The organism is Secundilactobacillus malefermentans DSM 5705 = KCTC 3548 (assembly GCF_001436395.1).
Lineage (GTDB): Bacteria > Bacillota > Bacilli > Lactobacillales > Lactobacillaceae > Secundilactobacillus > Secundilactobacillus malefermentans.
Genome location: NZ_AZGJ01000001.1, coordinates 84,543 through 109,374, shown reverse-complemented (window position 1 = coordinate 109,374; position 24,832 = coordinate 84,543). Strand labels below are relative to the sequence as shown.

Here is a 24,832-nt window from a genome sequence, read left to right as displayed (position 1 = left end):
GCACTTCAATTTTAAATCGAGGTTTTTTAATCTTCTGTAATAGCTTGATATTCGTTATCAACCCTATTTCGATTTTGCAGACGTTTATTAATTTCTAGCACAATCGTTGGAATAAACATCGTTACAACGACAATCAACCAAGCCATTGGTGGTAATGAAACTAACTCAAATAGATTTTGGAGTGGCGGTAAAATTGCAACTGCCAGAACTAGCACAACCGCAATGGTCATCCCCATGTTCAACGTTGGGTTTGATTTAAAACTCGCAACTCTGAGACTTTCTCTCGTTTTAATTGCGTAGATATCAATCATTGACCCCAAGGCTAGAACTAAGAAGAGCATTGTCATTCCTATAGCTGCGCCACCATTTGACATCCCAAAACGACCAAACGCGTAAATACTAAGGGTTAAAATAGTAAACGTGACGGCTCTAATCGCAACGCGCGTTCCTAATCCATTTGCAAATATACTCGTTAACTGAGTAATTGGCTTTTGTTTCATAACGGACTTTTCGCCTGGTTCACGACTTAGGTAGAAGCCTGGAATCCCGTCAGCAAGCACGTTAATTAATAATAGTTGCTCAGCAATTAGTGGCGCGCCCCACCCGATTGCCACGGAAAAGATCATAAGGAACAGTTGGGCAAAGTTAACCCCAATTAAAAATTCAACTGCTTTCAATATATTTTGATAGACTGTTCGTCCTTCTGAAACCGCAGCAACAATGGTGGCAAAGTTATCATCCGTTAGCACCATATCAGCGGCTCCCTTAGAAACTTCGGTACCCGTAATTCCCATTGCGATCCCCACGTTTGCGGCCTTCAGTGCGGGCGCATCGTTCACGCCATCTCCAGTCATGGCCACAACGGCACCTTGCTCCTGCCAAGCGGTCACAATCCGAATTTTATCTTCAGGTGATACTCTAGCGAATACCGTTGTCCCCTCAATTTGGTCCATTAGCTGCTCATCCGATAGCTTTCGTAATTCCGTACCCGTTAGGACGCTATCACCAGCATTTAAGATCCCAATTTTTTTAGCAATTGCTTTCGCAGTTTCTAAATGATCTCCCGTAATCATGACGGTTTTTATTCCAGCGCCATGCGCTTCACTAATTGCAGCTATTACTTCTTCTCTAGGTGGATCAATCATCCCTACTAAACCTAATAAGTCTACTTCATCCTGTAAGTTCTCAATCGATTCAGTTGGAACACCATCAAAAACTTTATATCCAACTGCTAGTACTCGTAAGGCTTCACGACCAAAAGCATCGTGATTTTTAAGTGCCTCCGCATATTCAGCCGTATCTCGATTAATCGGTAACCGGTCAAAGGCACCTTTGACAATGAGTAAGCTTTTATTATTTGGTAGCTTTTGTAAAGTTGCCATTGTTTTCTTTGTTGAATCAAATGGATCTTCAGCCAACCTCGGCGAATCATTTTCCAAAGAATTTCGGGACATTCCAAATTTGTGTAGTAATCTAACGATTGCTAATTCAGTTGAATCCCCGATTTCAAGCGCCAAATCATTTTCATCCTTGGTAATTTGAGCATTTGTCGCGAGTCCAAACATTTTTAAAAGTTTGGCTTGATGATCATCTAATACATCGACTTCATTGACCGCTGTAAGACCACCTTCGTTTACCCACAATTTAGTAATCGTCATTTTATTTTGGGTAAGGGTTCCAGTCTTGTCAGAGGCAATGACGTTAACATTTCCAATTGTTTCAACCGCACTAACCCGACGCATAATCGCATTTCGTTTTGCCATTTTTTTGACACCATGGGCAAGACTAATTGTGACGATAATTGGTAACGTTTCCGGTACGGCTGCAACCGCAAGTGAAACGCCAATCATTAGGCTACTTGCTAGTGGGTCACCATGAAGAAACATCCCTAGAAGAAAAATAATGATTCCTCCCGCAATGGCAACTCCAGATAAAGAGCTGACCAATCGGTTCAATCGATTTTGAAGCGGTGTTTGCTTGACCTTTGTTTGATTCAACATGCCAGCAATGGATCCTAACTCAGTCTGCATACCAATTTCGGTAACCACAGCCGTCGCATTTCCTTGGGTAACAGCAGTTCCCGAGAAAACAATATTTTGATAATCTCCAATTTCTTCGGGTTCTTCTCGTAACGGCTCTGAAATCTTATCCACAGGCAAACTTTCACCCGTTAGAATTGCTTCGTCTATTGAAAGGTTACTTGCCGTAATAAGGCGCGCATCCGCAGGAACCTGACTTCCTGGTTCAAGTAAAATAACGTCTCCGACCACTAATTCTGTTGCATCAAGCATTATTTTTTGGCCATTTCTCAACACTTGAACTTCATGCACACTGAGTTTCTTTAACGCAGATAAGGCCTGCTCTGCACTATGTTCCTGATACATGCCAATCATAACGTTAAGAACTAAAATACTTCCAATCACAATTGGCTTTGTCCAACCGCTATCAGTTGTTAATGCTAAATAAATTGATAAAACAACTGCAAACAGTAAAACAAGTGACGCGATGTCGGAAATATGTCGACCAATTTGCTGAAAAATATTGGGCTTCTTCGCCTCTGTTAAAACATTTTTTCCGTTTTCTTCCTGTCGACGAACAACCTCGGCGTCGTTTAAGCCGCTAGTTTGATTCGTCGAATAGTTCTGTACAATTTCTTCTATGGGTAGCTGGGTATTGGTCATCTTCATCTCTGACAGTCCTTTCTTGGTACTCTGTTAGGGATCAATAATCAAACTCGCTTATTGATATAGTTTCGTTAATTCCTCTAACTATCATTCTAAAGGAAAATCCACTTTTTAACAACTATTAATTATCGTTACCATAAAATAAATCTAATATAATTCACAATTTGGACAAACAAAAAGACTTCCCATCAGCGATGTGAAGTCTCTTCGATATCATTCAGGCCTCTTGCTTTGCCTGATTCGTCTTTAACTCTTTTTGCTTTTGTAATTCGGCCAAATGCACTTCATGCGTTAAAAATGCGTGAGTTCGTGCAGCATAGTCATTTTCTTTTCCTAATTTAACGAGGTAGCCATTAATGAAATCAACTTCCGTTGGGCGATAATTATGCATATCCTGATACATTGAGGGATAGTGCAGTGGATTAGCAACTTTACTAACATAATTAACGCTGTCTAATTCTTCTTGACGTGTATTAATCATCTTGACACCGGCTCGTTCACAAACATCATATGCTTCATTAATTAATTGTCGACTCATATCATCTGCACCTTTGTACGCAGCATATTCGCCCATTGTCATTTCAAACATGGTACATAACGTGTTCACAACTGAATTAAAAACGACCTTTGCCATCAATGTTCCTTTAAAGTTTGTCGTCAACGTCGGATTAAACTGTGCTTTTTCTAATTCAGTCACCAATTTATGCGTGAAATCATCAGGTTTTTCAGTATAATTCGCTAAATTCATTGTTCCGGCACCGCGCGCACCGATGAAATCGACATCGCCTGGCCCGTTTAATACGGTCGCAACCAAGGCTGTTCCGGCAATTAGTTTCTCTGGCGCAAAGTAGTTAAGTAATTTTTCTACGTGTCCCATCCCATTCATGCAGGTAAAAGCGTATTGAGTTGGCTTAAAAAATGCGTGACACCGTTTCAAAACGTCCGCTAGTTGCATTTGCTTCGTGAAAAAAATGTAGCAATCGGGATCTCCCTTATATTCTTCCGGATAATAGACATTAACGGGTACTAATTCCCGATCTTGATGATCACGTGAAACGTAAACGCCACCCTGCTCACGCATCTTTTCGACATGCGGTTCCCAGGTATCCACAAAATCAACCTGATTTCCTGCCTCTTGTAGTAAAACGCCATAACGCAATCCCATTGCGCCTGAACCAACAACCGTAAATTTCATATGTATGTCTCTCCTTATCATTTGACCTAATTATGTATGCCTTAAATTGGATCCTTTAATATCTAAAATTTCCAATCAAGTTAGGTAATAATTTAAGCCTAAAAATGTGAGAAGTCAAATTAATTTATAATCATATTTTAATAATATTGAAGGTATCAAAAAAACCTATCTCGAAAGATAGGCTTTGATGTTTAAAGATTAATATCCATATTAAAGGTTAGTTTTGAAAGATTCAGGCTCTCTGAAAGTAAGTCATAGGTAAATTGCGTTGTTTTCTCATTCATTTCCGTCGCAATTTCATGGTTCTGACGAGTTAAGAAAGCAGTCAATTTTTCTCCACTAAGTGAACTGGCTTCTCGATCTGCATCAGCAATATGAGTTCGGAATCGTTCCTTCGCTGCTGTCACAAAATCGGTGTCTGATTCAATAAATTGTTGGTAATGAGATTCCACCACCGCTGATAACTTTCGGTACGTCCAGTAAGCACTCTTACCATCCATTTTAACCGGAGTAGTTTGGTAACTAACATCTGTATCCGTTGCATTTGCGTAAAAGGGAACGTATGGACTAAATGCCGGAACGCCAAAGTTCAACCAGAAAATAGCTGATTGTGCTTCCGGTACATCATTTCTAATTTGTAACACGTGTGAGTTTTGCGTCCGATTCATTGAAATTGGTCGGAACTTCGTCTTCAATTCCTCTGGACCATTTCCTAATGGATCATAGTCCGTTTCATTATAGTGAGAGCTTAAGATATACTCAATATCCTCAACACTAATCTTTTTATCTGTATGGCAAATAAATGGTAATTCATTCGAATCTGGTTCCTGTTCGATTTCTGGATTTAAGTAACGTTGGCCAAACCATACTCTAGGTGTATTGTAATGGCGGTCTTTTTCATTACTTGTGCCAAAAATATGGCGGAAATTCCAGCCCTTTGCATCAGGATTTAGGTGATTTTTCTTAACAAATTCCTGGATACCTTCTGAAAACTTAAAATTGATGGCATCATCAAAGTCAACGTTTTGAATGGCAACTTGATTTGCAGTAATCACGTATGCATCATCAGGGATTCGTTGGGCAACCCAGTGGTGTCCCGTTACAATTTCCATATACCAAACTTCGTCCTTATCACTAAAAAGAACCCCGTTTCCTTCAGGAGAGCCAAACTTTGCAATTAAATTACCAAGATAGTCTACGCCCTCCGCTGCAGAATCAATAAAAGGTAAAACCATCGTCTGAAGTGAATCTTCAGCCAATCCATTTTTAACGAGCGGATCATAAGCGAGTGATTTAGCGTTTCCGTAGACACTTTCAGTCGCACTCATTGCAACGTTATGCTCGTTAAAACCGCTCTCATCGTACACGCCCTCTTTATCGATGTTAACGTTTGGCGTTGCCATGTAACGATAACCATTTTCAGGTAATTCAGCCGTGAACCCATTTTGATTGGAAACTAGGGTCTCATGACGATCACTGACAGCCTCATGAACGTAGAATCGTTGTGGCGTTAGTGGCAAAAATGTATCATCATTTCGGGCAATCAAAGTGGATCCGTCAATCGACGCTTTTTTCCCGACTAAAACGGATGTACAAGCTGATAAATGTTTCTTTTTCATAATTAGGACTCCTCAAAAATTTAGATAGTTTCATTTTACACCTTTCACAAAGAATATTTAGATCCCCCATTAATAAAAGACCGGAAATTCTCATGATATCGAAAATGAAAGCGTTGACATTTATGCTATATCGTTTAAAATAAAATTGTAGGCAATTAGTTTATTCCTACTTGTGATTTTTATTACAAGCTTTAGAGTATCTATATTTGGGAGGCAATATCATGAAGGTTATTGTTATTGGCTGTACGCATGCCGGAACATTTGCAACACAACAAATTTTAACGGAACACCCTGACTTTGATGTCACTGTATATGAAAGAAATGATAATCTCTCGTTTCTTTCCTGCGGGATTGCCCTTTGGGTCGGCGATCACGTTTCAGATCCAGATAAAATGTTCTATTCATCTCCAGAAGCACTTACTTCACTTGGCGCAAGCATGAAGATGCAACACGATGTTTTGAGTGTTGATACAGATGCCAAAACACTCGAAGTCAAAGATTTAGTTAGTGATGAAACTAGTACTGAAAGCTACGATAAGTTAGTCATCACCACTGGTTCTGCCCCTGTCATTCCACCTATTGAAGGTGTTAAAGATAATGACAAGGTAAAGCTTTGCAAAAACTTTGCGGATGCTAAATCTATTAAGGCTGCTTCAAACAACATTAAATCTGCAGTTGTGATTGGTGCTGGTTATATTGGTGCTGAACTTGCAGAACAATTTGCTGTAACTGGTAAGAAGGTTACCTTAATTGATGGCTTAGATACCGTTTTGGCTAAAAATTTTGATTCAGAAATTTCAGACAGAGTTGCTAAAGATTATACCGACAACGGTGTTACCTTAGCAATGGGCGAAATGGTTAAATCATTCTCTAATGATGGCGATCAAATTACGGTCACCACTACAAAGAGAAGTTACACGGCTGATTTAGCTGTCCTTTCAGCTGGATTCCGTCCACGGACCGAATTAATGAAGGGCAAACTAGATATGCTGGATAACGGCGCAATTATCACTGATGAATATATGCAAACCTCTAATCCAGACATCTTCGCAGCAGGCGACTCATCAGTTGTTAAATACAATCCAACGGGTAAGGATGACTATATTCCTTTGGCCACTAACGCTGTTCGACAAGGTATCTTAATTGGCCATAATATCGTTAAACCAACTGTTAAATATCTAGGCACCCAAGCCTCATCAGCAGTTGCCCTCTTTGGTAAAACCTTAGCTTCATCAGGCTTAACTGTCGGCGGTGCAAAAGCTCGTGGCGTTGAGGTTGATAGTGTAACTCTCGAACAAAATTATCGTCCAGAGTTCATGCTTTCAACAACCCCAATTCTCATGCGCTTAGTTTGGGATCCTAAAACTCACGTCGTCCTAGGTGGTGCTTTCTATAGCGAATATGATTGTGCTCAATCTGCCAACCTCATTTCACTTGCCATCCAAAACAAGATGACTATTGAAGACTTATCAATGGTCGACATGTTATTCCAACCAAACTATGACCAACCATTAAACTACGTAAACGCTGTGGCAATGCAAGCTGTTGCTAAAGCAACGAATGCTTAAAAACATCATGGTAATCAAAAAAGTGGCCGAGACAAAACATTAGTTTTGTCTCGGCCACATCTTTTTACTATTACTTTTCCTAATCAGGCTCCAAAAGGCACTAACTTCGTGTCGTTGTCGATTGCACTAAGCCAAAGATCGGCAAGTGTAAGTCGCAACTCCCTACGCCTAACTACGATTAACAAACAATCCAGGTACGGGATTATTCGTTAATCTAGGCTACGCTCGGAAGCTAACCACCTTTTGTCACACCTTCTTTTACAACTTTTCTGATAACTCAACGTTCGGATACTTATCCTTAAACCAATTTTCAGCAAATCGATTTTCAAATAGGAATAACGGATCTCCATTACGATCTTTAACCAAAATATTTCGACTTGATCCCATCTTTTCATCAAGTTGATCCGGATTTATCCATCGGGCCTTTTTGGTACCCATTGGTTCCATAATAACATCGGAATTGTATTCATTTTTCATTCTAAACTGGAAAACTTCAAATTGAAGTTGACCAACTGCTCCCAAGATATAATCACCAGTTGAGTATGATGTATAGAGCTGAACCGCCCCTTCTTGAACTAGCTGTTGGATCCCTTTGTGGAATGATTTTTGCTTCATCACATTTTTTGCGGAAACTCTGACAAATATTTCCGGCGTAAATTGTGGTAATTTATCAAACTTAACATCATTTTTGCCAGTATAGATACTATCGCCAATTTGGTAATTTCCAGTATCGTAGAGACCAATGATGTCACCGGCAACTGCACTATCGACGTTTTCACGCGTATCCGCCATAAACTGAGTGACGTTTGAAAGTCTCATTTTTTTTGACGTTCGCTCTAAGGTAACGTCCATCCCATGCGTAAACTTGCCAGAACAAATTCTCACAAATGCAATCCGATCTCGATGATTAGGATTCATGTTCGCCTGAATTTTAAAGACAAATCCTGAAAAGTTTTCGTCAGTAGGTTCAATTTCACCATCATTTTGCGTGCTATGGGCAGCCGGTCGTGGCGCATACTTCAAGTATATTTCGAGGAACGTTTTCACGCCAAAGTTCGCCAACGCAGACCCAAAGAAAACTGGTGTTTGATCGCCAGAGATAATCTTATCTTCATCAAATGAATTCCCAGCGTCTTCGATGAGTTCCATATTATCGCGAGCGTCTTGATACCAAGAATCCTGTTTTAGCTCCTCGTCATCACTTAAATCACCATTTTCATCAAGAGCTAAATGATCTGAATCGGCATTTGCACCCTCGCCAGATTTAAATAGTGTAACTTGGTGATTGTAGCGATCATATAGTCCCTTTAATTCTTTACCCATCCCAATGGGCCAGTTCATAGGGTAAGCTTCTATCCCCAAAACTTCCTCTAATTCACCAATCAAATCCATTGGTTCGCGACTATCACGATCCATCTTATTCATAAAGGTAAAAATCGGGATACCTCGCATTTTACATATTTGGAAAAGCTTCTTTGTTTGGGGCTCAATTCCCTTAGCAGCATCAATAACCATGACAGCTGAGTCCACGGCCATTAGGGTTCGGTAGGTATCTTCAGAAAAGTCCTCATGTCCTGGTGTATCCAAAATGTTAATTCGTTTGCCTTCATAGTCAAACTGCATGACCGAACTTGTCACAGAAATACCACGTTTTTGCTCGATTTCCATCCAATCCGATTTAGCGAAGTTGCCACTTTTACGGGCTTTAACAGTCCCCGCCTCTCGGACAACGCCTCCATACAGCAATAATTGTTCCGTAATGGTTGTTTTCCCCGCATCAGGGTGAGATATGATGGCAAACGTTCTTCTTGAGTTCACAGCGTCTGCTAATTTAACTTCACTCATGTTAGTCTCCTTTTTTCGGTCAAAACCGAAACTCGATATTCAATCACAATGCTTGTATTGTACCACAAACTGGACTTTTCTCGCTGATATTTTAACGACCTATGCTAAACTAGAAACATTAAAACGAATCGGGTGATATTATCTTTGCAAATACTCAAATTTATATTTTAAAATCAATCTTAATAATAGGGCTTTTTATCCTTGCAGTGGGTGCGGTGGGCTTTTTGATACGGAAGCGAAAACACACCTCCCAAACTGGCCCTATCGGTTTTATAATGATTGGTGCTTTAATCTCGCTCATTTCAATTATCATTATGGTTACTTTCTTCAAATCATATGCAGGCGTTCCACTTAAGAAAGCGGATTATTACGAAGTAACCAGCTATGTCAAAAATATGAAGATTGCAATGAACTCCCATAGCTCGCAAAAGGAAAATCAAGCAGAAGATAATATTGTCTATCTTGCAAAAGCCAGTAAGTTTAGTGCTTCAACGATAGCCCTAACTAAGACTGCTAAAAAATCAAGCAACCTTCAAACTAAAAAAACATCCTACACAAAATTTTCAACTGACTTAGTTCAAAAACTAACTGATAATCCAGATGAGCAAAAGATCTTAATCCATCAAATTAAAAGTCATGCTAAATTAGATTAACTAGATTACGCTATTTAAAATTAAGCCCACCGAAAAGCCCCTGATAATGGATTTTATGCCATTATCAAGGGCTTTTTTATTAACTATTTTTCTCAATTTGATGGACTACATAGTTCACAACTTTAAGTGAACTTAATCCGTCATTTATGGCACAGAAGCGTTTGTAAAACTTCATGAATTTCTTATTTTCAGCCATATCTGAATTTGCTAATCCAGCTTGAATACCGTCTAAAAGTTCCGATTCATTTTGGGCAATCTGACCAGGAAGTTCCCGTTCATAATCAAGATAAAAGCCCCGTAGTTCATCCTTATACAAGTGATAATCATATGGATAAAATAAAATTGGTCGTTTCAAATAGGCGTAATCGAAGAATACTGATGAATAATCTGTAATCAGCATGTCTGAGACTAAATACAAATCCGATATATTTGGATAACTTGAGTAATCATAAACAAAATCCTGATAATCACTAATGTCTAACGCGTTCGAAATTAAGTAGTGCATTCTTAAAATCAAGACCGTATCTTCGCCAAACTTTTTCTTAAAGTCAGACAAGCTAAATGGTAGCTCAAATGTGTATTTACCCTTCGCAGCAAATTGGTTATCACGATAAGTCGGAGCATACATGACAACTTTTTTATCTAACGGTATCCCAAGCTTAATTTTCAATTCACGGACATCATCTTTTGAAGAATTAATTAATTCATCATTTCTAGGATATCCAACTTTTAAGATTTGGTTATTGTACCCAAACGCCGAACGAAAGATTCGTGTGGAATAATCATTAGGTGAGACCAATGCATCCCATCTATTTGCTTCCTTCACAAAGTTCACGTGATACTTCGCCGTTGTCGTACCAGGCATCGACACATTTTCAATGTCCAATCCTAATTTTTTCAGAGGTGTTCCATGCCAAGTTTGAATATAAGTCAGGTAATTTGGCTTTCTTACCCAAGAAGGAAAACGGGCATTACTGATCCAATATTGCGCTTTTTCCAATGTGCGGACCCATTTAGCGGTTCGTCGAATAATGTAAGCAATCCCGTTCTCTTTACAGAACGCCTTCTGACTCCGATCAATCGACCAGATGAAATTAAATCCAGGATATAATTCCTTAAATAGCTTATAGATTGCGTATGGACTATCACTAACCTGACGTCCTCCAAAGCTTTCAAAAATAATAGTAGATTGATCAAATGGCCGGTGTCCACGTTTAAATAATCTCCGTAAGCGCACCAAGTTTACTTTTTCCATGAGGTCGCGTCCCGTTTGTGCACCATTAGCAGCCTTTTCCGGAATCGTGGCTAATTTTTCACTGAATGTTGGTGCGGGAAAGCTCTTAATTAATAGTCCGTTATCTAAGCTCTTATCTAACATCAAGACCTGTTCCTTGGTAAGCTGAGCCTGAATATTTTGACCAGCCAGCGTTTTTGCAAGCATGATTCGTTGCTCTAAAAGTTGACCATCATAGTTAAATTGAATATATATTTCTTGAATCGAATCAGATGGAATATCTTTCAGCGGTATTCTCGCAATAAATAAACCCTTAAGACCACTCTTTTCAATCGGGTACTCCATATGGCTAGTTGTATCTTTGCCGCGAAGAATCATTTTCATGTTTTCCAAGGGAATTCCATCAATTAATCGATGACCCGTAATCTGTAGTTGATCTTCAGATAAATTGGCTGCACTGGCCGTGAAAGCCATCTTTGATTGATGGGTATGTAAATTCAACACTGCCATTTCTGCACTATCGGCGCTCGCCTGAATATAACTCTCTAGTGAGGTTTGATGGCGATCACTCAGGTATTCACTTTCCACCTGAATCATATAATCATTATCTGAATTGGTGAAACTTAGGTAAATTTGCCAATTAAATTCACTTTGACCATTATTTTCAAATTCAAATTTTATTGGATTAATTTTTATCCTAAATATATTATCCTGGTCCATTTTAGTAACCGGTATATTAATTGATGCTAGGCTACTCTTTTCAAGAAAATTTACCGTTAACTTTTCAAGAGGGCTTGGCACATCAATCAGTTCAAATTCCAGTTCTTGTTCTTGTTTTAACTGACGTAAATCTGAAAGTATTACTCGCACAATTAACGGCTCCTTAATAATTAAAAATCAGTTGTTCTGATAAATAAGTTGCTAGTCTAATGTTGTCATCCATATCAACATAAAAATCTGCATTAGAATCTGCACACTGCTTAAGCACCATGATGTAAAACTTAAAGACGTCTTGATATTGCTCAAATGTCTCATTATCCAGCACTTCGAAATCTCGAATTTCCTGGCTAAATTGAGAAACGATTTCCATCTGACTATCCACTACTTTATTATTTGACTCATTGTCGTTAGTTAAACGAACTGCTGCAGGCAACTTGATGACTGAACTGCTACCTAAACTATATGTCAATTGTTGCTGGCAACTTTGATCAATGAATTGGAAAGTAACTTCACCCTTTTGGTTTAGCAGCTGACTTTCTTCTAATCGTCCTTGATTAAAATAATTCAGACTAATTAATTTTCCATCTGCATTATAGTTAGCACTACGGAAAGGCTGATGGCTCTCGTTAAATTGGGTAACTCTTACCAGATGACCATTCGTTGCGTTCACTATTTTTTCAGCTTTAATATTTCCAGTCTGAATAAACCGAGTAGCGGTCAATTGATCAGTCATCTTAAACTCAAACTTAGTTAATGATTCATCAACGACCACGGCTTCATCCCCTTGTAGGGCAATTCCAGGTTTGGACGCAAATATTTCGCTTAAATCTTGAACATTAATCTTAGCGAGTTGCTTTTCTTTAAAGGCTTGATTGAAAAGTTCTCGTGCCTTACGAGTTCCAGACATATTTACAAGTGCCAATACAACCTTAATTTCATAATTACGATCCAATAATTGCTTAATTTTTCTTTTTAACCGATTTTTTTGCACACCGTTTAAGGACGTTATCAAAAATACTGCTTGATTCATTATTTGCCTCCGCATGAAAATAATAAAATATCCCTAGCCGTGACTGGGGATATTAAGCGTTCATTCAGTTATTCTATTCTTTCCAGTCTTTTTTATCTTGCAATCCTAGGTCCTGCTTAATCTTAGTTGTTGAAATTCCTTCAGTTCTTGGAAGATAAATAACTTCACAATAATCTTTCAAGAAATCAAATTTACCTTCCCAGTCATCACCCATAACGAACGTGTCAATATCGTACTTTTGCACATCCTTTATTTTTTGATCCCAGTTAGTTTCCGGAATTACTTCATCAACATAGCGAATTGCTTCCAAAATATACTTGCGATCTTCGTATGAAGTATAAGCACGTTTCCCTTTTTCAGCGTTGAATTCATCTGATGAAACGCATACTGTCAAATGATCGCCAAGAGCTTTTGCGCGCTTGAGCAATCTAATGTGGCCCTTGTGTAGTAAATCAAAGGTTCCATAAGTAATTACTTTTTTCATATTATCTCCTGCTTAATTATAAATTAATACACTTATTATATCATGAATTGACACTCTTATCACAACACCATAAATACTAGCATATTTAGCTCTAAGGTCAACAAAATTTAAAAAATCATGCTTTTTCTTTAGGCTTTTCAGGTTCACTTTTCCTAGACTCTGACTGCAGTTGCCAAATGTTATAGAAATATTGAACCATTACCTTCACAACCGCATATAACGGTATTGCCAATATCATTCCCATTAAACCAGCAATGTTCCCCGCAGCCAGTAATATCACAATAATCGTTAGTGGATGAATTTTAAGTGTCTTTCCAATGATGTTTGGATAGACGACGTTGCCGTCCACTTGCTGCACAACCAAAACAACAATAACTACGTAAAGAATTTGTAAAGTACTATCTCCAAATGCCACGATTAAGGCCGGTAGAATGCCAATGTAGGGCCCAACATACGGAATGATGTTACAAATACCCGCAAAAACGCCAAGTAATAGTGCGTACCCTTGTCCAACCAAAACATAACCAATGGCCGTGAACGTCCCAACGAATAGACACTCAATAATTTGCCCACCAATGTATTTAGAAATCGTTTTACTCATTTTAGACAGCAGGTCAATCGTTTGATCCGCATGGCGAGTTGGAATTATTTTTTTGATTGAAGGTAAAAACTTATGCCCATCTTTCAACATGTAGAACAACATTACGGGTACCGTAATTGCCACAACTGCAAAGCTCGTAATGGTACTGATAACAGTCCCAATACTTTCAGTTAATTTATTTAAAAAACTACTTGCATAAGAGGATGCCGATTTTTCAACTTCATTCATATACTGACTCAAATCAACATTTTTTAACCACGGTTGATTGGCCATTTTCTCAACCAAGTCCTGAGTTGTCGAAGCCAAAGCCGGTATATTTGAAATCATGTTTGCAACTTGCTGGATTAATCGTGGTAAGAGCCAAACTAAGCCAAGAATCAAAACAGCTAATAATACAAGAAATACAACGGTAACTGACCACGTATGGCTAATATGTTTTCCTCGTATTTTGATTTTTTCGAGTAGCCGAACAACTGGACTTAGTAAATAATATAAAATTCCTGCTAACAAAATTGGGATGAAAACCACTTGGAAAAATGTGCCAATTGGCGCAAATAAGAAGCTAATTTTCGTGCAAGCCCAAATAACTGCCACAACAATCAGGATTTCCAACGACCAAAACATCATGGGTGAATTTTTTATTCTTGAATACAACGTCATTCCCCTCTCCTGAACTAATTAGGGCTTATTATACAATACTGACCTTACTTTTCCCACGAAAAAAAGGTTGCCCATCTTATAAATGTGCAACCTGTTCCTCTTACCCTTTAAAATACGGAAATTAATCTGACTGATTTAGTCCTAAAATACCATTAATATCACTCTCAAAAATAGGGCTATTTTTGCAAAACAAAAAGCGAGACTATAAAAATCTCGCTTTTTCGACCTGAAGGTAATGATATAAATGGACAGCTTACTTATGTTGCGAAAGGTCTTTATACCGCTTGTACCATAGATTTACGTACTCTTCTGAAAACGGGCCCTTTTTATTATTAATCCAATCGACCAACGTTAGTACGTTGCCCTTTAAAATTCGATCAATCTCGGGTCCATAATTCCAACGTTTACTAAAATCTTCATACTCATCAGCATCCAATAGCCGCTTCTCACCATCTGGAAAAACTTTAACGTCTAAGTCGTAATCGATATACTTTAAAGCTTCTTTATCCAGAACAAATGGTGAAGCTAAATTACAGTAATAAGAGATCCCATTATCACGAATCATCGCAATAACATTGAACCAGTAGTGCTTGTGGAAATAGACGACTGCGGGCTCTCTAGTCACCCAGCGGCGGCCATCATCTTCGGTGACCAATGTATGGTCATTTACCCCAATAATGGCATTTTCACTTGTTTTAAGTACCATCGTATCGCGCCAAGTTCGATGTAAGCTGCCATCGTGCTTATAGCTTTTTATAGCTACAAAGTCACCTTCTCTAGGTCCCTTAACTTCACGCGCCATCATAACCCTGCTTTCTGCGTATAGCGGGTAATTAACAATTCTTTGACATTATATCAGATATTCGGATTATTGCGTAGTTTTTTGGCTAATCGCCGCTAGAAATAAGCTTCTCAATCAACCCGTTAATGTCTTCCATTGTGAAGCCTTTACGAAACAGCGCTTGTTTCGTTTTCATGATGCGCGTTCCCTCGCGTTCACCGCGAAAATGATGCCAGCTTTTCTCCCCTTGCTTTTGAAGGAGTTCTGCTTGCTTATCCATATCAGGTTTTACTTCGAGTTCACTCATTATTTGGGTAACGACATCCCCACCAAATCCGTTCGACATTAACCCTTGTCGAATCTTCTGATTCATCATTGATAACGGATTTTTTTCATACCGCTTAGCTAATTTTTGACCAAGTTTGAGTCCATTTTCGACCTGAACTTTTTCTGGATAATCTTGTAGTCCCTTTTCGATATCTATCTCTCCAATTCCCTTTTGACGCAAATGGGTTGTTATTGTTCTGGGACCTTTTGTTTCCAATCGAACCTGCGTATGAACATAACTTTCAGCATAGTTCGTATCATCTACAAAATTTTGTTCACGCAGTTTTTTTAAAACCTGTTCAATAACCTCTGGTGAAATATCAATTCCCAAAAGTTTATCGCTGACTTCCTTTTCTGATCTAAGTTGTGATGCAATGTAGTCGAGTGCTCGATTATACGCCTTGGAAACCTCATCCGCCTTGGTTAGCTCCGCAATCAAGTCGTCAGTCAATTCCATCCCTTTGAAAACTCTAAATTTAATCATGACTGATTCGCTAATTGGAAAGGCATATTTATCATTTACGTAGACGTTATATCTACCTTTACGTTTTTGCGTCTCAATTTTTGAAATAACCTTGCTCAACTAAACCCCTCCTAATTAATAGCCAAAAATTCACAATTGACCAAATTTTTGCTATACTTCATAGCGTAGAAATTGAAAGAATGAGGATGACTAAATGGCAACTGCACATGTAGTATACGCAACGATTACTGGCAATAACGAAGATGTTGCCGACATTATCACTGAACAATTTGAAGACTTAGGAATCGATGTTACTGAGACCGAAATTTCTCAAACAGATGTAACCGTCTTTAGTGACGTCGATATTTGCGTTATTTGTCCATACACTTACGATGAGGGTGCACTTCCTGAAGAAGGCATGGACTTCTTCGAAGACTTACAGGAATTAGACCTTTCAGGTAAGATTTTTGGCGTTGCCGGATCCGGTGATGTTTTCTATGAAGATGATTACAACGTTGCAGTTGATAAGTTTGCGGACGCCTTTAAAAAAGCCGGCGCAAATCAAGGTAGCAATGCCGTTAAAATTAACCTTGAACCCGACGAAAAAGACATTGACGCCCTTGATCACTTTACAAATGAGTTAGCTTCTAAAATTAACTAGATCCGTTTCTGTGGTTTCTTAACCGGAGTCCGTTTAACCTGCTTAGGTTGAATGGGCTTCTTTTTTGTCGGAACGGGTGCTTGTTTTCGATTATTCCTTCTAAACTTAACCGTTTGCGCCCGAGTTCGATTAATGAGCCTTGAAAAATTTAAATCTTGCTCTTCAATTTGACCAGTAAACAACTCCTGAACCGCTGAATTAATGACTGCTCCAATCAACAATATTTCGCCAAGATAATTTAGCCAGAACATCAATACAATGAAGGTTCCAATAGTCTTGTAACCAGTAATACTTCTTGCAAAATAACGGAGATAAACGGTAAACAGTTGTGACAACAGTATCCAGCCCGTAGTCGTAACAATTGCTCCCGGCCAAACGTAACGCCACTTTACTTTCGCGGTAGGCACAAAGTAAAAAAGAAGTAAGGACAGCACAAACACACTTAGCATCGATAAGGGCCACTTAATGTTAGCAAAGGTATTCGTAATATAGCCCGGTATCTCAACGAAATTTCGAAGCCCTTCTAATGCTAATTGTCCAAAACTGAAGACCACCATAATTAAGAATAGAAAAACAATTAATAGTAACGTCCAAACAAATGAAATTAGTCGATTGAGGATGGCGTTGGGTTTCTTGATTCCATACGCTAAATTAACCGTTCGTTGAAACGCCGCAATAGCCCGACTTGCCGACCATAGTGTCACCACAATCCCGATCGACAGAACGCCACTACCCCCCTGCCCTAAAAATGAATCAACAATTGGTTTTAGGGTGTTGAAAACCGTTGTCGGGATAACTGGCTTAACGTATGACATGATGTGACTTGTGCTAATATTGAAGTACGGTAGCATACTCCCAATCACCAATAGGATTGGTAAGGTTGAAAGTAAGGTATAGTACGCCAAAACGACCGACGAATCAGACACGTTGGCCATTTTAAAGTGTTTAATTGTAATCTGGATAAGGTCCTTCGTTTGATTTTTAAGCCTTTCCCACATGACAATTTCCTCTCGTTAACTAAATTGTTTTTTAATGGCAGCTAAGATTCGCTCTGCAGCATGACCATCGCCATACGGATTTTTCGCATCCGCCATCTCTTTATAAACTTCGTGATTTGTGAGTAATTCCATCATTGCAGATCGAACTTTTTCAGGATCCGTTCCAACTAATTTTAACGTACCTGCGTCAACTCCCTCAGGCCGTTCGGTTTCATCTCGTAAAACAAGAACAGGTTTCCCTAAGGATGGTGCTTCTTCCTGTACGCCGCCAGAATCAGTCATAATAAAATAGCTTCGGGCTGCCATGTTATGAAAATCCACTACATCTAAAGGCTCAATCAGGTGGATTCTTGGATCTTCGCCTAACTCTGCCTTTGCAGCTTCTTGAACTACTGGACTTAGATGAACTGGGTAGACAACCTCAACGTCTGGATGCTCGTCAACTACCTGACGAATAGCCTTGAAAACCCGTCTCATTGGCTCACCTTGATTTTCTCGCCGATGCATCGTCAACAATATTAGTTTGTTTCCCTTAGCAACTTGACCTAACACTGGATGATCGTATGACTCAGAAACGGTTTGTTTAAGAGCATCAATCGCTGTATTCCCAGTGACCACAATATTTTGAGCGTCGTGATTTTCTTTAATCAAATTAGCACGGCTTAAATCAGTTGGTGCAAAATACATATCTGCAAGGACGTCTGTCAGTTGGCGGTTCATTTCTTCAGGATAAGGTGAATACTTATCCCAGGTTCGTAATCCTGCCTCCACATGTCCCACCTTTGTTTGATGGTAAAAGGCACTAATGCTTGCAGCAAATGTCGTTGTTGTATCGCCATGCACTAAAACAATATCTGGCTTTTCGGTTTCAAGAATGTCATCAAGCTTCAACATCACTCGGCTGGTAATTTGACTAAGTGACTGATTTGGTTTCATAATATTTAAATCATAGTCAGGTTTAATTTTAAAAATTTCAAGAACTTGATCCAGCATTTCTCTATGCTGTGCCGTGACAACCGTAATCGGTATGAAATCAGCTTTATTTTTCTGCAGCTCTAGCACGATTGGTGCCATTTTAATTGCTTCGGGACGAGTCCCAAAAACGGACATTACTTTGATTGCCATTATAAAATAACTCCTATAGTCTTTTCTCTTATTATAGCAGACCCAATCTTCAGAGACCATTTGGCTGCCGCCATAAATATTGGCATTAATGCTTCAAAGAAGTTTCAAATACATTAATTTACTCTCATTTAGCTTTATTAAATATATTATATTGGATAGAATAGGACATGATGTTTGTTAATTGAACACAAAAGGGGCGGATTCAAATGAGTACCATTAGTATCGTTGTGCCATGTTACAACGAAGAGGAATCAATTAACCTCTTTTATAATGAGGTTGAAAAAGTCTTTACACAAATGCATGACTCAAACATGCCATATGAGCCAGAATACTGGTTCGTAAATGATGGATCCTCGGACAACACTTTAAAAATACTTCAAGACTTACAAAGTCGCGAATCTCAAAATGTCCATTTTATTTCATTTTCACGAAATTTTGGAAAAGAAGCAGCTCTTGCGGCAGGCCTAACTGCTACCACTGGTGAGCTAGTAACCGTTATGGATGTTGATCTTCAAGATCCCCCAGAGTTACTTCCAAAAATGATTAAACTAATTGAAACTGAAAACTATGATTGTGTTGGCACGATTCAGCATGACCGAGCTGGTCAAGGTAAAGTTCGTGCCTTCCTGTCTAGTGCTTTTTATCGAGTCGTTAACTGGGTTTCGAATGTTCGGATTGAACCCAATGCTCGCGATTACCGCTTAATGACCCGTCAAATGGTAAATTCAGTGTTATCTCTCCCTGAGTACAATCGTTTCTCAAAAGGAATTTTCGCGTGGGTGGGATTCAAGACCACTTATATCCAATACGAAAGCCAGCCACGTGCTGCAGGAAAAACTCACTGGTCAATGAGTCAGCTACTAGAATATTCACTTGAAGGAATTATCGATTTTTCTGATGTCCCCTTGAAGTTAGCCACATGGATTGGCGCAATATCATTCCTACTCTCGATATTTGGCCTCATCTTTGTTGTGTTAAGAGCTTTAATCGTAGGTGGTTCGGTTGCAGGCTGGGCATCACTGGTTTCAATTGTTCTACTACTTGGCGGTATTCAATTATTCTGTCTTGGGCTCTTGGGAAATTATATTAGTAAAATTTACTTAGAAACAAAGCATCGACCAAAGTACATTATTAAGGAACAAAAATAGGGGCGAAATGTTGGATAATCTTAAATCACTTTGGTATAAATACCATGACATCATTACTTACGTTTTCTTTGGCGGCATTACAACGCTTGTCAACATCGTTGTTTTCGACCTTTGCAATTACGTGATGAACTATCAAATTGCCAACATCATCGCCTGGTTTGCATCTGTAATCGTTGCCTACGTTACGAACAAGCTTTGGGTTTTCAATTCTCACTATGATAATTGGAATGCGGTCTTTAAGGAGTTATTTCTCTTCTTCGGTCTCAGAATTGCTTCATTAGTTTTGGATCAAGCAATTATGACGGTTGGTATTTCCCTTCTAGGCTGGGATGCATTACTTGTGAAGATTCTGGATCAAGTTGTTGTCATTGCTTCAAATTACATTTTTTCTAAATATTTTATCTTTAAATCAAAAAAATGAACGCCAAAAATGGCGTTCATTTTTTTATTTTAAATATTTTGCTAAAAACTCTGGATCCTGTGACGTTAGAATTTCGGGACCATCGTCCGTAATGACTAAAGTATGCTCATATTGACAGCTCAAACTTCCATCAAGGGTTCTAACGGTCCAGCCGTCCTTTTCATCTGGATCATCGGCTTCCCAGCCACCCACGTTGACCATGGGTTCAATTGTAATCGTCATCCCAGCCTTTAATCGTAATCCGTGACCGGCATTCCCATAATGAGGAACGTTGGGTTCTTCATGCATTGTAGGTCCAATTCCGTGACCAACATATTCACGAACATCGCCATAACCGTTATCATCTTCAACATACTTTTGGATAGCGGCACCAATATCGCCAATCCGATTACCAACAACGGCTTGTTCAATTCCTAAATCCAGTGCCTTTTTGGTAACCTTCATCAATCTTTTTACTTCATCGCTAGGCGTTCCAACAGCGAAGGCCCATGCTGAATCTGCCATATAGCCATCAACACTGATAACTGTGTCAACCTTGACCAAATCGCCATCCTTTAACAGAACATCTTTTCTGGGAATAGCGTGACAAATTTCATCATTGATACTAACACAGGTGGCATATTTATAGCCTTCAAAGCCCATTTCTTCAGCCTTAGCGTGGTGTTCGTTGATCCACTTTCGACTAAACCGTTCAATTTCCCAACTCGTAATACCGGGCTTAATAATATCTCTCAAAGCTACGTGCATCCCGGCTAATACAGCGCCTGCTCGACGCATCCCCTCGATTTCTCGTGGTGATTTTAACGTAATCAAATAGATTCCTTCTCTCAAATATTTAGTGATTATTTCTTAAATCCAACAAAAATTTAGAAACGATTGTTAACTCTTCCATTGAATAGTTTTTGACCATTTCTCGGTGCTGCTTATCAATGATAACATCCATCTCAGCTTCAGCCGCGACAATTTCACGCCCAATCGCTGTTAATTGGAACGGGACGTCTTGTCGGTGAGCGGTTGATTGCACTTTATTAATAATTTCATCGTGCATTAACATCTTAACTGATTTATTAATTACACCTTCTGCAAAGCCTAATTGACTAACAAGTTCATTTTCACTGATAATTTTTTGTTCGCCAATTGTTCTTAACACTTTTAAACTCATCTGCGAAAGTTTAGAAATTGCATGCTGAACTTCATGACTTTTTACATGAATTTCTAGCCATTGACGCTTAAAATTGTCATCCTGTGAGTGAACGTTGATAATTTCAGTTAATGGATTCTCAATGCTTTCTTGGAAGTATTCAAATTTGTCCACCGACCTCATCCTTTCATACAGTTCACCTAAAACTATATCACAAAAATGCATCGCTTGTTACTTTCTACCACTTATCATGATTATTTTGAAAACACTTCTCCATCCAGCTCGCATCATTTTTCATTTTGATCAATTTTAAAAAAATTTTAGAGATAAAAAATGTTTGTCTCTTTGTCTCCAGTCGGTACTTTCGACATGTTGATCAGCTACTTTGTCTCTTAAATAAAAAAAGGCAGTGACATTTTCATCACTGCTTAAAAGTTATATTAATATGATAAGTTATGATAAGTGTTGTAAAGGGCCTTCACATCACCACTAGAAATAGATATCTTGTTACTGATATATGGATACATAATTGATGGTCGCTTTGAATTATGCTTCATCCCAATTGCATGACCTAACTCGTGAATCGCCGTGCGTCTGAGATTTCCATTTGTAATATGAAACTTCTTAATATTATCCGTTAGAAGGTAACTCGTTGCACCCTTAACTAACGTATCACTTGACTTGTAATATGATGTATACGTTAATCCAATAACATTTTTTCCAGAACTATAATCGCCCAAAATCTTCAATGACTTTTGACGAAGGTAGATATCTGGTTTCTCAGAACCACTCGATACAAACTTAACAACGTGCACATTGTTTCAGCTCTTTATCGCGTAGTTATAGGCTGATTTATATTTACCAGACATTCCAACAAACTTATACGTAATCTTTCGTACTGACCAATGACTGCCATGATTGACCTGCATAGGTGTTAAAGCTGAAACATCAATCTTTGGATTGGAACTTCCTGCTGGTAATGCAGGATTAGCAGTGGATAATTTTACCTTTTTAATGGCATCAACTCGTGTCTCAACAAGTAGATTTTTGGCAGTATATGAAGTTAAGTCAATGTTTGCAGCAGATGCTCGGGTTGAAAAAATGAAAATCAGGCTCATTAGGGAAACAGACAGCAAAAATAGGAAACGAGTAACGTTTCGGGAGTTAAAACTTTTTATCAAGAAAAATCTTCCTTTAATTTAATAACTAGAAAGTCCAATGCTCCCTCATCGGACTCCCTAATCAATCGTTTTTACTTAAGTTGATAAAATCATAAACCAAAGTGGTTTCCCTAGATAATTGACAATTCAAGCATGGCTTCTATTATACGTTTATTCTCTACTTTGTCAATGCGTTTTTTTAATTATTGCTTATTATTTCAATAATTACATACAAAAAAAGACAAACGCTTTCATTTTGTCTTTTTGTGAATTCCTATACAAGTATTTATCTAACAATCATAACGGAAATTGGTGCGTATTTAGCCATATAGGCTGCTTGGCTACCAAAGTACTTACGAACCCCATCCTTGGACAAGGATCCAACAACAAGTAAATCCGGATTGACTGCGGGAATAACCTTTTTAACGATTGTCTCTCCAGGATCACCTTCCGCAATGACGGTTCGAACATTTTCAACGCCGAAACCTTCAGCCAACTTTCGATAATCTTCCAAGTGATTTTCAAGGTCACCTCGTTTACCATGAACATAGTCTTTGCTCATGATTTGGTAAACACTCATTTCATCTGATTCTAAGACCGAACAAATAAATAGCTCAGCTGAATCTTGCTTCGCCCTGTTCATTGCATACCTAAAAGCTAATTGAGCATCTGGTGAATCATCCACCCCAACCAAAATTCTATGGACTTGTTTGGGATCAAAATTTGGTATCTCTGACATGTCATCAACCTCGTTTCTTAAGACGTGATTTTCTCTACGCTTATTATACCAGCTTTCTCATTCAGACATTACAATTTAGCAAGATTAGGCCACCAAAAAGGGCATTACGTATTTGCGTAATGCCCTTTTATGTTCCCACCCGGACTCGAACCGGGATCAGCCGCTTAGGAGGCGGGTGCCCTATCCAGTTGTGCTATGGGAACAAAACTGAATCCAAACAATATTTTCGCATGGATTCAGACGAAAGTAAAGCTACACTTTGTCAGATTGTTCACGACGCTTCTTCCGCATCCCTTTATTTTTTTGGTGCTTTTTGTGCCCTTTTTTCTTAATTGGCGTTTCAACTACTTTAGCAGAGCTATATGGTTCTCGCTTAGCACGCTCTGCCCCTTTATGGGTTTCCCGACCAGTTGGTGTAGAAGTTGAGTTGGTGGTGCTGGCCTCAACTCGTGCTTTGGGCTGATCTGGAATTCGTTCAACTAGTGCCTTCTTAAAGAAGTAAACTCGTTTATATTCGTAATCACTTTTAGCCATTTGGTGTCGAAAATCACGCAAATCATGATCGTCTCCCATTGAAACCACTAACCCTGGTTCACCCATTCGACCTGTTCGTCCAGCTCTGTGAACATAGGTATTAGGAGTTGATGGAAGGTCAAAGTTCACAACTGCCGGTAGCTTAGGAATATCTAGTCCCCTAGCTGCCACATCAGTCGTCAAAAGTAACTTGACCCTGCCTAATCTGAAATCTTTTAGGGCCTTTTCTCGCTGTACCTGTCGTGCATCACTTGTCAGTTCAGCAAAGGCAACGTGTTCATGCCGGAAACGGCTAACGACATACTTTAACGTACTCATTTGATTGAAGAAAACAAGTGCTCGAAAGTTTTCCATCGTTGAGAGTTTCTTAAGTGATTCTACGCGTTTTTTAGGTGATATTTGAAGCAAATCATGTGCAACTTGTCCCTGAGTATCATCTATCAAACGGACATCAAAGGTTTCCACCTCTTGACCAAACCACTTTGGTAATTCATGCAGGATTGGCGTTTCCGTAGCTGAGAAGAAGCCTAGTTGAACGTCTGCCGGTGCTTGTTCAACTGTATTTCTAACCGTTTCTAGCGTCTCACCTGCTAATAAATCGTCGGCCTCATCGATGATAATCGTCTGCATTAGATGCAGCTTTAATTTACGGTCCTCCACCAAGTTAAGAACTCGACCTGGCGTACCAATAATAATTTCTGGCCGTTTTCTCAATTGCTCCATTTGGCGTTTAACATTCGCACCACCGGTTAGCGCCAGCACCTTAACATCGTACGACTTCGCCCAATCACGAATGACACTCGTCGTTTGCATTGCTAATTCTTGAGAGGGTGAAAGAATCAAAATTTGACTGCCATCCCCCGGTACCACTTCACCTAAAATGGGTAAAATAAAGGCAACCGTTTTTCCAGAGCCCGTTGGTGCAAGTCCTAACACACTCTTATGTTGACTCATTGGTTCAAACACAGCCTCCTGAATTGCAGTTGGCTTTTCATACCCGCGTTTTTCAAATTGTTCCTTAAATTGTTCTAACATTCATAT

General features: G+C 39.0%; 23 protein-coding genes and 1 tRNA gene. 5 read left to right on the top strand and 19 right to left on the bottom strand.

Going from position 1 to position 24,832, the window contains the following annotated elements:
* Window positions 1-26: 26 nt before the first annotated feature.
* The 3 genes from FD44_RS00590 to FD44_RS00580 form a co-directional block, all read right to left on the bottom strand.
* Window positions 27-2,687 carry a cation-translocating P-type ATPase gene (locus tag FD44_RS00590; RefSeq protein ID WP_010619682.1) on the bottom strand — a complete coding sequence of 887 codons (2,661 nt, stop codon included), beginning with the start codon at window positions 2,685-2,687 and terminating at the stop codon, window positions 27-29.
* A 214-nt stretch (window positions 2,688-2,901) separates the two neighbouring features.
* Window positions 2,902-3,879, bottom strand: a complete 978-nt coding sequence (locus tag FD44_RS00585; protein WP_010619681.1) for a ketopantoate reductase family protein — start codon at window positions 3,877-3,879, stop codon at window positions 2,902-2,904.
* Window positions 3,880-4,070: 191 nt separating this feature from the next.
* Window positions 4,071-5,498 carry a C69 family dipeptidase gene (locus FD44_RS00580; protein WP_010619680.1) on the bottom strand — a complete coding sequence of 476 codons (1,428 nt, stop codon included), beginning with the start codon at window positions 5,496-5,498 and terminating at the stop codon, window positions 4,071-4,073.
* Window positions 5,499-5,719: 221 nt separating this feature from the next.
* Between FD44_RS00580 and FD44_RS00575 the strand changes: the two genes are divergently transcribed.
* Window positions 5,720-7,066, top strand: a complete 1,347-nt coding sequence (locus FD44_RS00575) for an FAD-dependent oxidoreductase (protein ID WP_056973792.1) — start codon at window positions 5,720-5,722, stop codon at window positions 7,064-7,066.
* Window positions 7,067-7,324: 258 nt separating this feature from the next.
* On the opposite strand, the gene FD44_RS00570 is transcribed toward FD44_RS00575, so the two are convergent.
* Window positions 7,325-8,911 (bottom strand): peptide chain release factor 3, encoded by a 1,587-nt coding sequence (locus FD44_RS00570; protein WP_010619678.1) that lies wholly within the window; start codon window positions 8,909-8,911, stop codon window positions 7,325-7,327.
* Window positions 8,912-9,135: 224 nt separating this feature from the next.
* On the opposite strand from FD44_RS00570, the gene FD44_RS00565 reads away from it, so the two are divergent.
* Window positions 9,136-9,564 (top strand): hypothetical protein, encoded by a 429-nt coding sequence (locus FD44_RS00565; RefSeq protein ID WP_010619677.1) that lies wholly within the window; start codon window positions 9,136-9,138, stop codon window positions 9,562-9,564.
* Between the two features lie 79 nt (window positions 9,565-9,643).
* On the opposite strand, the gene FD44_RS00560 is transcribed toward FD44_RS00565, so the two are convergent.
* The 6 genes from FD44_RS00560 to recX all read right to left on the bottom strand — a co-directional run bounded on the left by FD44_RS00560 (window position 9,644) and on the right by recX (window position 15,984).
* A complete protein-coding gene (locus tag FD44_RS00560; RefSeq protein ID WP_010619676.1) occupies window positions 9,644-11,668 on the bottom strand; it encodes a CDP-glycerol glycerophosphotransferase family protein in 2,025 nt (674 codons plus the stop codon).
* 13 nt (window positions 11,669-11,681) lie between these two features.
* On the bottom strand, window positions 11,682-12,548 hold the full coding sequence (locus FD44_RS00555; protein WP_010619675.1) for a hypothetical protein: 867 nt from the start codon (window positions 12,546-12,548) through the stop codon (window positions 11,682-11,684).
* Window positions 12,549-12,621: 73 nt separating this feature from the next.
* Window positions 12,622-13,032, bottom strand: a complete 411-nt coding sequence (gene tagD / locus FD44_RS00550) for a glycerol-3-phosphate cytidylyltransferase (protein WP_010619674.1) — start codon at window positions 13,030-13,032, stop codon at window positions 12,622-12,624.
* A 115-nt stretch (window positions 13,033-13,147) separates the two neighbouring features.
* Window positions 13,148-14,293 carry an AI-2E family transporter gene (locus FD44_RS00545; RefSeq protein WP_010619673.1) on the bottom strand — a complete coding sequence of 382 codons (1,146 nt, stop codon included), beginning with the start codon at window positions 14,291-14,293 and terminating at the stop codon, window positions 13,148-13,150.
* Window positions 14,294-14,546: 253 nt separating this feature from the next.
* Window positions 14,547-15,095 carry a nucleoside tri-diphosphate phosphatase gene (gene ntdP, locus FD44_RS00540; protein ID WP_010619672.1) on the bottom strand — a complete coding sequence of 183 codons (549 nt, stop codon included), beginning with the start codon at window positions 15,093-15,095 and terminating at the stop codon, window positions 14,547-14,549.
* A gap of 85 nt (window positions 15,096-15,180) precedes the next feature.
* Window positions 15,181-15,984, bottom strand: coding sequence for a recombination regulator RecX (recX, locus tag FD44_RS00535; protein ID WP_010619671.1), 804 nt, complete (start codon window positions 15,982-15,984; stop codon window positions 15,181-15,183).
* Window positions 15,985-16,078: 94 nt separating this feature from the next.
* Between recX and FD44_RS00530 the strand changes: the two genes are divergently transcribed.
* Window positions 16,079-16,525, top strand: coding sequence for a flavodoxin (locus tag FD44_RS00530; protein WP_010619670.1), 447 nt, complete (start codon window positions 16,079-16,081; stop codon window positions 16,523-16,525).
* Here the strand turns inward: FD44_RS00530 and FD44_RS00525 are convergent.
* Window positions 16,522-17,523: a YihY/virulence factor BrkB family protein gene (locus FD44_RS00525; protein WP_010619669.1), complete on the bottom strand. Its 1,002-nt coding sequence runs from the start codon at window positions 17,521-17,523 to the stop codon at window positions 16,522-16,524. The two genes, FD44_RS00530 and FD44_RS00525, sit on opposite strands and share 4 nt — an antisense overlap.
* Before the next feature lie 15 nt (window positions 17,524-17,538).
* A complete protein-coding gene (wecB, locus tag FD44_RS00520; protein ID WP_162097564.1) occupies window positions 17,539-18,651 on the bottom strand; it encodes a non-hydrolyzing UDP-N-acetylglucosamine 2-epimerase in 1,113 nt (370 codons plus the stop codon).
* A 203-nt stretch (window positions 18,652-18,854) separates the two neighbouring features.
* Between wecB and FD44_RS00515 the strand changes: the two genes are divergently transcribed.
* Window positions 18,855-19,796 carry a glycosyltransferase family 2 protein gene (locus FD44_RS00515; RefSeq protein WP_010619667.1) on the top strand — a complete coding sequence of 314 codons (942 nt, stop codon included), beginning with the start codon at window positions 18,855-18,857 and terminating at the stop codon, window positions 19,794-19,796.
* A gap of 10 nt (window positions 19,797-19,806) precedes the next feature.
* Window positions 19,807-20,217: a GtrA family protein gene (locus FD44_RS00510; protein WP_225423043.1), complete on the top strand. Its 411-nt coding sequence runs from the start codon at window positions 19,807-19,809 to the stop codon at window positions 20,215-20,217.
* Window positions 20,218-20,241: 24 nt separating this feature from the next.
* Here the strand turns inward: FD44_RS00510 and map are convergent, their stop codons facing one another.
* The 7 genes from map to FD44_RS00475 form a co-directional block, all read right to left on the bottom strand.
* Window positions 20,242-21,030, bottom strand: a complete 789-nt coding sequence (gene map / locus FD44_RS00505) for a type I methionyl aminopeptidase (RefSeq protein ID WP_010619665.1) — start codon at window positions 21,028-21,030, stop codon at window positions 20,242-20,244.
* Between the two features lie 22 nt (window positions 21,031-21,052).
* Entirely contained in the window at window positions 21,053-21,532 is a 480-nt protein-coding gene (locus FD44_RS00500; protein WP_010619664.1) for a helix-turn-helix domain-containing protein, read from the bottom strand.
* 266 nt (window positions 21,533-21,798) lie between these two features.
* A complete protein-coding gene (locus tag FD44_RS00495; RefSeq protein ID WP_010619663.1) occupies window positions 21,799-22,173 on the bottom strand; it encodes a matrixin family metalloprotease in 375 nt (124 codons plus the stop codon).
* A 6-nt stretch (window positions 22,174-22,179) separates the two neighbouring features.
* On the bottom strand, window positions 22,180-22,539 hold the full coding sequence (locus FD44_RS00490) for a hypothetical protein (RefSeq protein ID WP_010619662.1): 360 nt from the start codon (window positions 22,537-22,539) through the stop codon (window positions 22,180-22,182).
* Between the two features lie 265 nt (window positions 22,540-22,804).
* Window positions 22,805-23,257, bottom strand: a complete 453-nt coding sequence (locus FD44_RS00485; protein WP_010619661.1) for a universal stress protein — start codon at window positions 23,255-23,257, stop codon at window positions 22,805-22,807.
* Between the two features lie 130 nt (window positions 23,258-23,387).
* Window positions 23,388-23,460: transfer RNA gene (locus tag FD44_RS00480), tRNA-Arg, on the bottom strand.
* Window positions 23,461-23,509: 49 nt separating this feature from the next.
* Entirely contained in the window at window positions 23,510-24,826 is a 1,317-nt protein-coding gene (locus tag FD44_RS00475; protein ID WP_010619660.1) for a DEAD/DEAH box helicase, read from the bottom strand.
* Window positions 24,827-24,832: the final 6 nt, after the last annotated feature.

Coding starts and splice junctions, on each gene's coding strand:
- FD44_RS00590 (WP_010619682.1), bottom strand. CDS start 2,687: ATGAAGATGACCAATACCCAGCTACCCATAGAAGAAATTGTACAGAAC.
- FD44_RS00585 (WP_010619681.1), bottom strand. CDS start 3,879: ATGAAATTTACGGTTGTTGGTTCAGGCGCAATGGGATTGCGTTATGGC.
- FD44_RS00580 (WP_010619680.1), bottom strand. CDS start 5,498: ATGAAAAAGAAACATTTATCAGCTTGTACATCCGTTTTAGTCGGGAAA.
- FD44_RS00575 (WP_056973792.1), top strand. CDS start 5,720: ATGAAGGTTATTGTTATTGGCTGTACGCATGCCGGAACATTTGCAACA.
- FD44_RS00570 (WP_010619678.1), bottom strand. CDS start 8,911: ATGAGTGAAGTTAAATTAGCAGACGCTGTGAACTCAAGAAGAACGTTT.
- FD44_RS00555 (WP_010619675.1), bottom strand. CDS start 12,548: ATGAATCAAGCAGTATTTTTGATAACGTCCTTAAACGGTGTGCAAAAA.
- tagD (WP_010619674.1), bottom strand. CDS start 13,032: ATGAAAAAAGTAATTACTTATGGAACCTTTGATTTACTACACAAGGGC.
- FD44_RS00545 (WP_010619673.1), bottom strand. CDS start 14,293: ATGACGTTGTATTCAAGAATAAAAAATTCACCCATGATGTTTTGGTCG.
- ntdP (WP_010619672.1), bottom strand. CDS start 15,095: ATGGCGCGTGAAGTTAAGGGACCTAGAGAAGGTGACTTTGTAGCTATA.
- FD44_RS00530 (WP_010619670.1), top strand. CDS start 16,079: ATGGCAACTGCACATGTAGTATACGCAACGATTACTGGCAATAACGAA.
- FD44_RS00525 (WP_010619669.1), bottom strand. CDS start 17,523: ATGTGGGAAAGGCTTAAAAATCAAACGAAGGACCTTATCCAGATTACA.
- FD44_RS00515 (WP_010619667.1), top strand. CDS start 18,855: ATGAGTACCATTAGTATCGTTGTGCCATGTTACAACGAAGAGGAATCA.
- FD44_RS00485 (WP_010619661.1), bottom strand. CDS start 23,257: ATGTCAGAGATACCAAATTTTGATCCCAAACAAGTCCATAGAATTTTG.
- FD44_RS00475 (WP_010619660.1), bottom strand. CDS start 24,826: ATGTTAGAACAATTTAAGGAACAATTTGAAAAACGCGGGTATGAAAAG.